This window comes from candidate division KSB1 bacterium (assembly GCA_022562085.1).
In the GTDB taxonomy this organism is placed as follows: domain Bacteria; phylum Zhuqueibacterota; class Zhuqueibacteria; order Oceanimicrobiales; family Oceanimicrobiaceae; genus Oceanimicrobium.
Genome location: JADFPY010000115.1, coordinates 1 through 11938, shown reverse-complemented (window position 1 = coordinate 11938; position 11938 = coordinate 1). Strand labels below are relative to the sequence as shown.

The following is an 11938-nucleotide window of genomic DNA, read 5'->3' as shown; positions in this document are numbered from 1 at the left end:
CGAGGCGGCGATCAAAAATAATGGCAGTCGCGTCGTTGTGGAGAAGGGGCAAATCGTGAAGGTGAGCAAGGATAAGAACGGCATCGTCAACCGTGAGGTGCTCACAAAAAACTGGACCGACTGGATCGACTACTGGGCCGTGGATTTCGATTTCGAGAGCAAGCGCGAGATCATCCGGATAAAAAAACGAGGACACCGACGAATGGGAAGAACGCTGGACCGGGGATTTCATCTTCGAGAACGAATGGCAGTCCTTCCGCACCAAGAAAGACCGCTCCCTGGAAATGAAGAGCGTCTTCCACGAATGCGCGCCGGGACGGCGTAAGCTCGCAGTCAAGGTGGTGGATATCTTTGGCAACGATACGATGACCATTGTCGAGGTGAACGTGGGAGGAAACCGTTAATGGACGCTAATTGATATTGAAGAATGGAGTTGTGCAGGGATTTTAATTATGGCGAATTTGCCACAATTAAAGGCGGATAAAATGACCCAAAAAAGTAAAAAAATAGAAGTACTTTCTCGTTCGGTGACGATCTACCAGCACCGGGAAGAAGATTTTATTTCATTGACCGATATTGCCAGACATCGGGATGAAAAGCGTAGCGATTACATCATCCAGAATTGGATGCGAAACCGGAATACGATTGAGTTTCTGGGTATCTGGGAGCAGCTCAACAACCCGGCGTTTAATTCCATCGAATTCGATGGAATTAGAAATCAGGCGGGGCTGAACAGTTTTTCTTTGACGCCAAAGCGCTGGATATCTGCGACGGCGGCGATCGGTTTGCTTGCAAAGACGGGGCGCTATGGCGGCACTTATGCCCATAAGGACATCGCCTTTGAGTTTGCATCGTGGATATCCGTTGAATTCAAGCTCTACCTGATCAAGGAATTCCAACGGCTCAAAGAAGAAGAATTCAAGCAGCTCGGCTGGGATATCAAAAGGAATCTGGCCAAAATCAACTACCGCATCCATACCGACGCCATTAAGCAAAATTTAATTCCCCGGCAACTGACCAAAGCACAGATCAATCATATTTATGCCAGTGAAGCAGATGTCCTGAATGTCGCTCTGTTTGGTCAGACCGCAAAGGAATGGCGGGAGAACAACCGTGGCAACAAAGGCAATATCAGAGACTATGCCAATGTCTCCCAACTGGTCTGCCTCTCCAATCTGGAAAACCTCAATGCCCTTTTTATCAATGAGAGCCTGGCCCAGAAAGACCGGCTGATAAAGCTGAACGCCATTGCCATTCAGCAGATGAAGCTTCTTACCGAAGACCGCGGCATCAGAAAACTGAAACAAAAAGAGAGGATACTATGATCTTGCAAAAACTGCTTAAGCTGGTAACTCTGCTGGCGCTTTTCTTCCCTTCGATAGCTCCGACACAACCAAAAGTTGCTCTGAAGCCGGATGTCAGTCCAAACCTCATCCTCTACAATGCCAATGTGATTACCCTGGATGAAGCGCTGCCGAATGGTCAGGCGATAGCGGTGGACGGCAACCGTATTTCGGCAGTCGGCAGCAACGAAGAGGTGCTCGCGCTGCAGGTCGCCGGCACACAACTCCTCGATCTTCAGGGGCGTACCGTTGTGCCCGGACTGATCGAGGCGCACAGCCATTATTTACTCGAGGGATTTCGGAGCGGTGATCTGGACGGGTTGGCACGCGCCGCTCAGGAGATGGCAGCCGATGGTTACACCACCGTCCATGAGCTCTTTGGCGACGCGGAAGGCCTCATCCCTGCACTGCAAACCCTTTCCCGGGAGGGAAGGTTGGCAATCAGGGTCAATGTCTATTTGCAATACAACTCAAATTGCGGTGATGATAGGGTTCCGTGGATGAATTATCCCTATACCGTGAAGAAGGACACGACGCTTCGGGTAATCGGGGTCAAGATATTTGCCGATGGCGGCAGCTGCCTTTGCCCGGCCTTGACCCAGCCGCGCCAGTCACATCTTGACGAGTGCGGACCTTATGGCCACCTGTTCAAAACGCAGGAGGAAATGAACGCGGTTGTCGCAGAGGTGTTGGGTGCCGGATATCCGATTGCCATGCACGCTATCGGCGACTCAGCCATTGGTGTCGGCCTGAATGCGTTCGAAAATGCCTTCGCGGGAGGCGGCAATGTCTTGCGGAGTCGGATGGAACACCTGCGGGTTATGCGTGAAGACCTGGCGGATCAGATGGTGGCGCTTGGCATTGCGGCCTCGATTCAGTACACCTGGGCAATTGTCGAACGTGCTCCGGTTTGGGAAGCCCACTACCTGCCACACGTTCTGGACTGGGTTTACCCCTGGCGCAGGATGGCCGATCGGGGGATCCAAATTGTTGGAGGCAATGATTTTCCATTCGTCTTCCATTTTACACAAGCGATGCAAACGATAAGCCTTTTGGCGACCCGGAAAGCCAGCCGTGAAGAGGTGCTTCCCCCCTGGATGGATGGCGGCAACCTTACGGTGGAGGAAGGACTCCGGGCCATGGCGGTTACAAACGCCTGGGTTGCATTCGAGGAAGACGTCAAGGGCAGCGTGACGCCCGGCAAGCTGGCCGATTTGACCGTCCTCTCACAGGACCCACTCACGATAGACCCCTTCGAGGTCCGGGACATCACCATTGAAATGACCATCATGGACGGGGTGATTCGGCACGATCGCCGATTTGCAGGCCCAAACATCGCCTTGAATAAGACCGCCACGGCGTCTAACAGCCTGGCTGAGAATCCGCCTGATTTGGCAGTGGATGGCAACCTGGAAACGCACTGGAGTGCCGGTATTCACCCACCGCAGTGGATCGAATTGGACCTGGGAGGCACATTCACGGTCAACAGGATAAATCTAATTGTCGATCAGTTCCCCGACGGGCAGACGAGGCATCAGCTATTTGGCAAGGCCACTGCGCAGGACACCTTTGAACTCCTGCATGAATTTGACGGGCAGACAACCAGTGGCCAAATCCTCGAGTACACGATGCCGACAGGGTGGACCGGCCGTTTTATTAAAGTAGAAACCCTGGCGAGCCCCTCCTGGGTGGCGTGGAAGGAAATCGAAGTCCTCAGCGCTGTGCCGACAAGTGTCTCTTCAGGGGAGAATGAAACCATTCCGGGGGACTTAACCCTCAGTCAAAACTACCCAAACCCGTTTAATCCCGGCACGCGCATTGAGTATCGGCTGTCTCAGGCTGGTGAAGTGAAATTACTGATTTTCAATGTCCAGGGTCAGCAAGTGCGCTCACTGGTTGCCGGTTTTGAGCCTGCGGGTTTTCATTCCGTGCAATGGAATGGGCAGGATGATCTGGGACGTCCCGTGGCAAGCGGTCTTTATTTTTATCGTTTGCAGGCGGGTGGATTCGTGAAAACGCAAAAAATGCTGTTGATTTATTAGTCATTCCATTAGGGTTATTCGCATCGTTGGTTATCACGACTTCTTTTTGTGAGCTTGCGATTTACTAAAGTCACGAACAGCGCGATCATCAACGCAATGAATCCTATCGCAACGGGATTTGCGGCAAAAATTATTGATAAACGAACATTTAAGCCGCAGAAACTACTTGGGGGTCACGATCGCTTTTGCCGGGGTTATTTTCTTAATCGCCAAAGGAAATGTCAGCAACATTCTCAGACTTCAGTTTAACCACGGCGACTTGCTGATGTTTTTAGCTGTCTCAAGCTGGGTGGCTTATTCTCTGCTCATCAAGAACTTCTTAAGAAACACACCAGCTTTACTTTGACCTACTACGCCACTTTATTCGGGGTGATTCTTTTGCTGCCGCTTACATTGAGCGAAGGTTTTGTTCAGCAAATTCAAGCTATTTCACCATCCGTGATTTTAGCCATACTTTACATGGGAATCTTCGCATCAGGAATTGGTTATTTGTTTTATAATTTAAGCATCAAAGAAATCGGGGCGACCAAAACTGCTAGTTTTGTTTATAGCCTGGTACCGGTTTTCGTTGCCGTTCTGGCGCTGCTATTTTTCAATGAGTCGATTACCGGGATGATGGTACTAAGCGCCGGGCTCATCGTATTTGGACTTCATTTTATGATCCACAAAAGAAAATAAATTGCATTAGAAGTTTGAAAGACTTAAACTTTGGAATAAAATTAATATGAGGAGGAAAAAATGAACAAACCATTTCTTAGTTTCTTAGCTGTGCTGCTTTTACCGGTTTTTTTATTTGCACAAAATACCATTCTGCATTGCGGCAAGTTTATCGACGGTAAATCGAACAGCATGAAATCCGAGGTGTCCATAGTGGTTTCTGATAACAAAATTATCGAAATCAAAAACGGCTACATCGAGGGAGATGAAGGCGACACGATTATCGATTTAAAGGATCAAACCGTGATGCCGGGACTCATGGATATGCATGTACATCTTTCCGGTGAATTGAGTCCGAAAAGCTACTCGGAAAAGTTCTATATGAACCCGGAAGACTACGCCTACCGGTCGGTGCCGTTTGCGAGGAGGACTTTGCTGGCCGGATTTACCACTGTTCGCGACCTGGGCGGCGTTATCAATACACCGCTGCGCAACGCCATCAACCGCGGGTTTGTAAGCGGTCCGAGAATTTTCAGCGCCGGTAAATCATTGGCGACTACCGGCGGCCATGCCGATCCCACCAACAGTTTGAACCGGCAAATTGAGGGTGACGCCGGACCGAAGGAAGGCGTCGTCAACGGCATTGAAGACGCACAAAAAGCTGTGCGCCATCGGTACAAAAACGGCGCTGACGTGATCAAAATCACGGCAACCGGCGGCGTATTGAGTGTCGCGAAGAGCGGCCAAAATCCACAGTTCACTGAAGAGGAAATTAAAGCGATTGTGGACACGGGAAAAGATTACGGCATGCACGTTGCGGCCCACGCACACGGCGCGGAGGGAATGAAACGCGCTATTCGGGCGGGTGTGCGCTCCATCGAGCACGGAACTTTGATGGATGATGAAGCGATTGAACTTTTCAAAAAGCACGGAACTTATTATGTACCGACTATTCTGGCCGGCGTAACGGTTGCAGAACGCGCCAAAATTGATGGCTATTTCCCGGATCTCGTCCGGCCGAAAGCTGCAGCCATCGGTCCGAAAATTCAAGAGACGTTCAGCCGCGCTTACAAAGCCGGCGTGAAAATTGCTTTTGGCACGGACTCCGGTGTATCCCCGCACGGTATAAATGCTCAGGAATTTGAGCTCATGGTTGAAGGTGGCATGCCGCCGATGGAAGCCATTCAGTCTGCCACGAAAGTAACCGCCGAGTTACTGGGAATCGACGATGAATTGGGCACCCTTGAAAAGGGCAAAACCGCGGATGTGGTTGCTGTGGACGGTGACCCGCTTAAAGATATTTCAGTGATGCAAAAAGTTGTGTTTGTGATGAAGGAGGGTAGGATTTATAAACACGAAACGGACACATCAGAGAAGCACACGACTTCGGTTAATATCCCTTAAGGGAATTTCGAAAAATAGAAATTTATTTCTAATTTGCAAAACTTCGCGGTGATATTCCGCTGAGCAACCAGCCGATCAAAAGTGGGCTTATTCCTTTGTTGGTTGTTAAACCGGGATGGTTAATATCATTTAATCGTCATCCTGAAAGATGGCTGCCAAAGGAAGATGGTCTACTAATAAAACTGCAATTTTCCCCGAATCATATTAAACAAAACGAAATTATAGTGTCTTGCTTTTGTATCAACAACTACGCGAAATCCACCTGCTTTTAACGGTATTTTAGTCTCCAGGAAAACCTTATCAACTGGGGGTCAATTTTTTTCCGCAGGATTGACCGATTGCCAAATAAAATAACACTTTATACTTATTAAATCATTAGATAATGACGATATTTTTATTATAAACATGCGTTTATAATTTGGAGTGCTTTGTTGTATGAAAGGATTAATGACTAAGGACAAGTTATCTAAAAATTCTTTCAAAGAATTCTGCGAAAAGTATTCATTTTACATTCCTGAATACCAGAAGAACTTTTACTCGCCTGAAAATTTGCAGTTGTTTCTTGAAGCTCGATACGACTTTTTTCGAGTTCATTCCAAGGAGCTGCAGATCAAAGTTTATAATCCAGGTTCAAAATACACTTGGTTAGCCAACTCTTCGGTGATTGAAATTTTGATGCCGGATTCCCCTTTCATCGTCGATACCGTCGTTGATATTTGCAACTCTCAGCATTTTCATATCAATTTGCTCATTCATCCGATCCTCAGCGTACAAAGGCTTGAGGACGGAACGTTGGCGCAGGTAGATTATCCAGTCAACACCGACGAAAATGAATCCTATGTTTATGTTGAAATTAACCGGCTACAAAAGAAAGAGCTGGCTCAGCTTCAAAAAGACATCTCCAACAATCTGCAAGAACTCCGCAAGGTGGTCATAGATTACCCGAAAATGGTTTCTTTGATGGACTCCCTCTGTTTGGAACATGAGACCGAGAATGAAGAAATCGCCTGGTTAAAAGAGAATTTTGTCATGCTGGGACTTTCTCATTACAAGAGCCATCAATTGAGGCCAAAACATTTTGGGATATTTAAAAAAGCAAAAGTTCGCGAGGTTGTTTCCCAAGAGTTGAATTCAAGGCCGCTTTTCTCATCAAAAGAATCTGTTGCTTACCGCGAGTCCAATCTCCGCAGCAATGTCAATAAAGAACGGAAAATGTACTTTGCCGTCGTAAAAAATGCCGGCGCCGATGTCGTGCTCGCCGGGCATTTCAGACATCGCGCTGAACTTTCCCTGCGGAACGATATTCCGGCGATCAAACGTCTGCTTGAGGAAATGGCCAGCAAGTTCCGGGTAACCTCGACTTCTTATTTGCAAAAAGAGCTTTATAGAATTGCCCAGTCTCTACCCGTTGGTTTGTGGCTCACCCGTCCGCCTGCCTTCCTGTTGCGATGGTTTATGAAAATCATCTACAACATGTATTCCACCGAAATCAGTTACGACCTGGCCCTTGATGAAAATTACAATATCGTTTGGACGGAGATCATTCTTCCTGCAGCAGATACTGGCAAAATTCCAAATCAGCGATTACATGACTTTAACCAGAAGCATGGAATCGAAATTGCTTACAATATCCGCTACCCGATCAATCAAATTGAGGTCGTGTTTCTGGGTTTCCGTTCAGATGACCAGACCCTGGAGCAGCTCAAACAGTTGCTGCAATCAAATGCCCACGACCTGTTTTCAACCTGGTCATCGGTTTTTCGCGAATTGGTTCTCAAAAAATATTCTGCCAACGGTTATGAAACCTTGAATCGCTACCTCGGCGGCATGTCTCCTGAATATGAAGTTCATCAAGAATCCAAAGAGGCCCTGCGCGATTTAGAAATTTTGGAGAACCTAAATGAGACAGGCTATCGTGTCGCTTATTATCAGCAGCTCAAAGATGATGAAGATTTAATCAAAATTTACATCTCGGGTCCCGCTAAATTGGGACGGCTGGTTCCTATTATTAATAATTTTGGATTTTCCATTAATCGCGACAACAGGTTTATTTATCGTCACGACGGGGTTGAGAAGTTTACTTATAGCTTCGGCGTTCAGAGGGATGAAAATCTTGAACCGGAAGACCGCACGCGTATCGCGGATTGTATTGAGGCTGTTTTAAACGAGGACCTGACTTCCAAACCCATCAATGAGCTGGTCAGAATCGCCGGTCTTACCAAAAGAGAATTGGATCTTGCCAAGGCTTTGTGCGCTTACTTTTATAAGTTCAATAACGCTTACACTTTTTTTTCTATTCAGAAAGTTTTGGTTCGCTACCCCCGATTCACCAAGTCTCTGGTTTGCCTTTTTGAAGTGAAATTTAACCCGGAAAGCGAGCCGGCAGACATTAAAAAAGCAAAGACCGCGATCTCTGATTCTTTTCGAGAGCTTAACTCTGTACTCGATGAAACCATCTGCAAGACTTTTTTCAATATCGTGAATGCCATCGTCAGAACGAATTACTATTTAAACAAACGGGAAATTAGTTTTAAAATCAAAAGCGGTCTTATCGAAAATATGCCCGCCCCGGTTCCGCTTTATGAGATTTATGTATACTCTCACGACCTGGAAGGAATTCACCTGCGCGGCGGCCGGATTGCCCGCGGTGGAATCCGGTGGTCCGACCGGCCGGATGATTTTCGCACGGAAATCCTCAGTCTGATGAAGGCGCAGATGATCAAAAACACACTGATCGTTCCTGTGGGCAGCAAGGGTGGATTTGTCATCAAAAACAACAATGCTTCTAACCACGAAGAACGGATGGCTGCAGGAGTCAACGCATACAAAAGATTCGTTTCGGCGCTGCTCGATCTCACCGACAATATTTCCAAAGATGGTTCGATAGTTCCGGCTGAAGGAATCAAGCGATTCGACGGAGATGATCCCTACCTTGTGGTTGCTGCAGATAAAGGCACAGCCACCTTCAGCGATATTGCTAATGAGATTTCAAATGAAAGAAAATTTTGGCTCACCGATGCTTTTGCTTCCGGAGGCTCAAACGGCTATGACCACAAAAAGCAGGGCATTACGGCCCGTGGCGCCTGGGAATCCGTTAAGCGGCATTTCCATGAAATCGGTGTCAATCCGGAAAAAAGTCAGATTAAAGTAGTGGGAATTGGCGACATGGCCGGCGATGTTTTTGGAAACGGTATGCTGCTTTCCCGAAGCATGAAACTGGTTGCGGCATTTAATCATCTTTACATTTTTCTTGATCCAAATCCGGACCCCAAGGCATCTTTTCAGGAAAGGAAGCGCCTGTTTAAAAAATGTGCGAATTGGAATGAGTACAAAGACGAGCTGATTTCAAAAGGCGGGGGCATTTTTAACCGCAACAGCCGAAGAATCGAACTTTCTTACGAAATCAGAAATATGCTGGGAATTAAAGCGAAAAGCCTTTCCGGAGAGGATTTGATAAAGGCTATTCTTCGTGCGCCTGTTGATTTGCTGTGGAACGGCGGAATTGGCACTTATGTCAAGGCAGCTTTTGAAACCAATTTTCAGGCCGGCGATCCGGCAAACGACCGGGTCCGGGTGAATGCATCCGAAGTTAGAGCCAAAGTAGTTGGCGAAGGCGGAAATCTCGGCTTTACCCAGGCAGCTCGTGTCGAAGCAGCCGAAAACGGGGTGCAGTTGAACACGGATGCAATCGATAATTCCGGCGGTGTTAATATGTCGGACCATGAGGTCAATCTTAAGATTCTACTCGATATCTTGCGGCGAAAGAGAATCATCAAAGATATCGATGATCGAAACGCCATCATCAAAAAATATGAAAAAGAAGAAATCGATTTGGTGCTCCGGCAGAATTACCTTAATAATCTCGGACTTTCCCTGGACATGCGCCGGCAGCCGGCCCAATTTGTTTTTATTCGGGCTTTGATCAAATTTCTGAATCGTCAAGGATTGTTCGATCGCGCGAAGGACTGTATTCCCTTCGAGGCTGATCTGGATAAGTTGGAACATGAGTCCAGGGCGCTGCCGAGGCCGGTCCTTTGCGCTTTAATCGGATTTACGAAACTGGTTGGAACCCAGATGTTTCTGGAGATGGTGCGTTTGCCGACCCCTGGTTTGACCGATTTATCCTGCGGTATTTTCCGGCAGAACTCTCCAAAAAATATTCAAGGCATATCAGGAAACATCCCTTAAAACGGGAGATAATCGCCACCGAGATCATCAATGAAATTGTCAATCATGCCGGGCTGGTATTTTGCCAGAGAATGATCATGGCAACAGGCAGATCGCTGACTGAAATCGCAGATACTTATATGCGTCTTTCGGAATTCCTGAAACTCGATGAGATGCGATCTTTAATCGAAACTGCCGGTGAGTGGCTGCATCCTAATCTTCATTATGAATACCTGATTTTTCTCGAGGAGAAAGTTTATCAAATCGCCAAGAAACTTTTACTGAACCCGGAACACTTAAAGTTGCTGGATGAAAAGGATTCACTGACGTTTAAAAAAATGCTGAATGAAGCAGCCATCCGTTCGCGTTTCCGGTTATCGAGGAAGCTGCGACTTACCTTGCGCATTCTTTCGGATGAAGATGCACACGGCGTCAATAACGCCTTCAAACGAGTGGATACTCTGGAAGACACTTTTAACATTTTCCTGAACAATAGAAGCGCCGGTGATGACTGGCAAATCGTTGAGTATTTTTCGATATTACAGCAATACCGCATCAATGAGCTGCGCCAGATCCTTAAAGATTTAAAAGCGACTTCCAATTGGGAAATCAGGTTCTTCTCCAAATTGGAGGCCGGGATTGAAATGTTGACTTCAGGTTTGCTCGGATTGAAAACCTTAAAGGATGATGCGAGTCAGACTGAAACGAAGCAAAAAGTCAAAAACATGATTCGGGATATTATCGGTCTTCACGCCAGAAACGCGCTCAGCGTCGCGGCTTTTTATGAGATGTTGGAGTATGTGAATGAGCGGGTTTTGAGGTGAGGTTTTGGCTCCCAAAGTTTTTGATTGAAATTATGAACTTGACTTTTGTTCTCTAATTTATTATAGTATGATAAATTGTAATACCGGGAGGCATTTATGGCAACCACAAAAATCGCAATCACTTTGGAGAAAACCTTAGTTGATAAACTTGATGAAATGGTAAAAAAAGAACTGTTTCCAAATCGAAGCAAAGCTATTCAGGAAGCTGTGAAAGAAAAAATCGTTCGGTTAGATAAAGGTCGCCTTGCCAGAGAGTGCGCTAAGCTTGATCCGAAATTTGAACAAGCAATGGCCGAAGAAGGTATTTCTATAGACCTTGAAGAATGGCCAGAATATTAAGAGGAGATATTTTTTGGGCGGATCTGAATCCTACAATTGGCCACGCGCAAGCTGGCTTTCGTCCAGTCCTTATAATTAGTGAAGATGTCTTCAATCAAAGATCTGGAACTGTGATTGCCATGGCTTTAACCAGCCAACCCCCTAAAGCCGGTTTCCCTCTAACCTTAGAACTAGCTACCAAATTACCTAAAAGATCTTGGGTGAAAATAAGTCAAATCCGAACTTTATCAATTAAGCGGTTAAGAAGTAGGATTACACAAATTTCACCGGAACAACTTGATGAAGTGATCGAGGGTCTTAAAGAAATTGTTGGCGGCTAAATAATTAAAGAAATTTATCCATTCCCATTCGGGCCTCTAAAGTACCATGCTGCAAATCACCGACACAATTTCAATCAATGAAAACGAAATCAAGCTCGATTTCATCCGTGCCTCCGGTCCGGGCGGGCAGAATGTCAACAAAGTTGCAACCGCAGTGCAGCTCCGCTTCGATGTTGCAAATGCGCCCACGCTGCCGGATGAGGTTCGTGAGCGTCTGGTTCGGCTGGCCGGCAAAAGAATGACCGAAGACGGCGTCCTGATCCTCACGGCCCGGCGATTTCGAACCCAGGAAAAGAACCGCAGAGATGCCGTCGACCGGCTGGTGAATTTAATCCGCAAAGCCACGGAAATTCCCAAACCACGAATTAAAACAAAAATACCCCCCGGGGTAAATGAACGGCGTTTGCAGGAAAAGCGCCGTCGCAGCCAGATTAAACAAAGCCGCCAACCCAAGCTCCTGTCCGAAGAGTAGCCTTCCTGACCGAATTTTCTCTTGCATTGCAGCAGGAGTTTTCTGGCTCTATGTCGATCTGTGTGGGTAAGCAAGAAATGTTCAGGCCACGGATGCACACGGATGGAACACGGATTTATTAAAGGTGTATAGTTTTTTAAGGCCACTGTTTTTTCATGATTTTTTTTACGAATATACTTTGAAATTGAAACTTGTTAAAACAAGGTGTTCAAACCAACGATTTTAGTGTCTGGTTTTTCCCTACAATGCATTTATCCGTGTCGAATCGGTGTTAATCCGTGGCTATTCTTTTTGTAATTACCGCTCAAATCAACATATAACTAGTTTTCTTGTCTATTTTGTATAAACAGCTAAAAGCTGACCTGCTCTT

The 11938-nt window shown here is 46.6% G+C and carries 10 protein-coding genes and 1 pseudogene; all 11 read left to right on the top strand.

Annotated elements, in window-relative coordinates; translation table 11 throughout:
- Positions 1–10 precede the first annotated feature (10 nt).
- The 11 genes and pseudogenes from IH879_11275 to arfB all read left to right on the top strand — a co-directional run bounded on the left by IH879_11275 (position 11) and on the right by arfB (position 11568).
- A pseudogene (locus tag IH879_11275) lies at positions 11–404 on the top strand (DNA methyltransferase).
- Between the two features lie 81 nt (positions 405–485).
- Entirely contained in the window at positions 486–1325 is an 840-nt protein-coding gene (locus tag IH879_11270) for a KilA-N domain-containing protein (GenBank protein ID MCH7675516.1), read from the top strand.
- Positions 1322–3385: an amidohydrolase family protein gene (locus IH879_11265; GenBank protein MCH7675515.1), complete on the top strand. Its 2064-nt coding sequence runs from the start codon at positions 1322–1324 to the stop codon at positions 3383–3385. Before IH879_11270 ends, IH879_11265 begins: the two co-directional genes overlap by 4 nt.
- Before the next feature lie 133 nt (positions 3386–3518).
- Positions 3519–3731, top strand: a complete 213-nt coding sequence (locus IH879_11260) for a hypothetical protein (protein MCH7675514.1) — start codon at positions 3519–3521, stop codon at positions 3729–3731.
- Complete coding sequence (locus tag IH879_11255) at positions 3671–4063, top strand: DMT family transporter (GenBank protein MCH7675513.1); 393 nt, start codon at positions 3671–3673, stop codon at positions 4061–4063. Before IH879_11260 ends, IH879_11255 begins: the two co-directional genes overlap by 61 nt.
- A gap of 60 nt (positions 4064–4123) precedes the next feature.
- Positions 4124–5446 carry an amidohydrolase family protein gene (locus IH879_11250; protein MCH7675512.1) on the top strand — a complete coding sequence of 441 codons (1323 nt, stop codon included), beginning with the start codon at positions 4124–4126 and terminating at the stop codon, positions 5444–5446.
- Positions 5447–5893: 447 nt separating this feature from the next.
- Complete coding sequence (locus tag IH879_11245; protein ID MCH7675511.1) at positions 5894–9634, top strand: NAD-glutamate dehydrogenase; 3741 nt, start codon at positions 5894–5896, stop codon at positions 9632–9634.
- 77 nt (positions 9635–9711) lie between these two features.
- Entirely contained in the window at positions 9712–10437 is a 726-nt protein-coding gene (locus tag IH879_11240; protein ID MCH7675510.1) for a hypothetical protein, read from the top strand.
- 96 nt (positions 10438–10533) lie between these two features.
- Entirely contained in the window at positions 10534–10776 is a 243-nt protein-coding gene (locus IH879_11235) for a ribbon-helix-helix protein, CopG family (protein ID MCH7675509.1), read from the top strand.
- On the top strand, positions 10761–11096 hold the full coding sequence (locus tag IH879_11230) for a type II toxin-antitoxin system PemK/MazF family toxin (protein ID MCH7675508.1): 336 nt from the start codon (positions 10761–10763) through the stop codon (positions 11094–11096). Before IH879_11235 ends, IH879_11230 begins: the two co-directional genes overlap by 16 nt.
- Positions 11097–11142: 46 nt before the next feature.
- Positions 11143–11568, top strand: a complete 426-nt coding sequence (gene arfB / locus IH879_11225; protein ID MCH7675507.1) for an aminoacyl-tRNA hydrolase — start codon at positions 11143–11145, stop codon at positions 11566–11568.
- The last annotated feature ends 370 nt before the right edge of the window (positions 11569–11938 follow it).

Excerpts from the sequence above, each read along its gene's own strand:
- IH879_11270 (MCH7675516.1), top strand. The coding sequence starts at position 486 with ATGACCCAAAAAAGTAAAAAAATAGAAGTACTTTCTCGTTCGGTGACG.
- IH879_11265 (MCH7675515.1), top strand. The coding sequence starts at position 1,322 with ATGATCTTGCAAAAACTGCTTAAGCTGGTAACTCTGCTGGCGCTTTTC.
- IH879_11250 (MCH7675512.1), top strand. The coding sequence starts at position 4,124 with ATGAACAAACCATTTCTTAGTTTCTTAGCTGTGCTGCTTTTACCGGTT.
- IH879_11245 (MCH7675511.1), top strand. The coding sequence starts at position 5,894 with ATGACTAAGGACAAGTTATCTAAAAATTCTTTCAAAGAATTCTGCGAA.
- IH879_11240 (MCH7675510.1), top strand. The coding sequence starts at position 9,712 with ATGGCAACAGGCAGATCGCTGACTGAAATCGCAGATACTTATATGCGT.
- IH879_11235 (MCH7675509.1), top strand. The coding sequence starts at position 10,534 with ATGGCAACCACAAAAATCGCAATCACTTTGGAGAAAACCTTAGTTGAT.
- IH879_11230 (MCH7675508.1), top strand. The coding sequence starts at position 10,761 with ATGGCCAGAATATTAAGAGGAGATATTTTTTGGGCGGATCTGAATCCT.
- arfB (MCH7675507.1), top strand. The coding sequence starts at position 11,143 with ATGCTGCAAATCACCGACACAATTTCAATCAATGAAAACGAAATCAAG.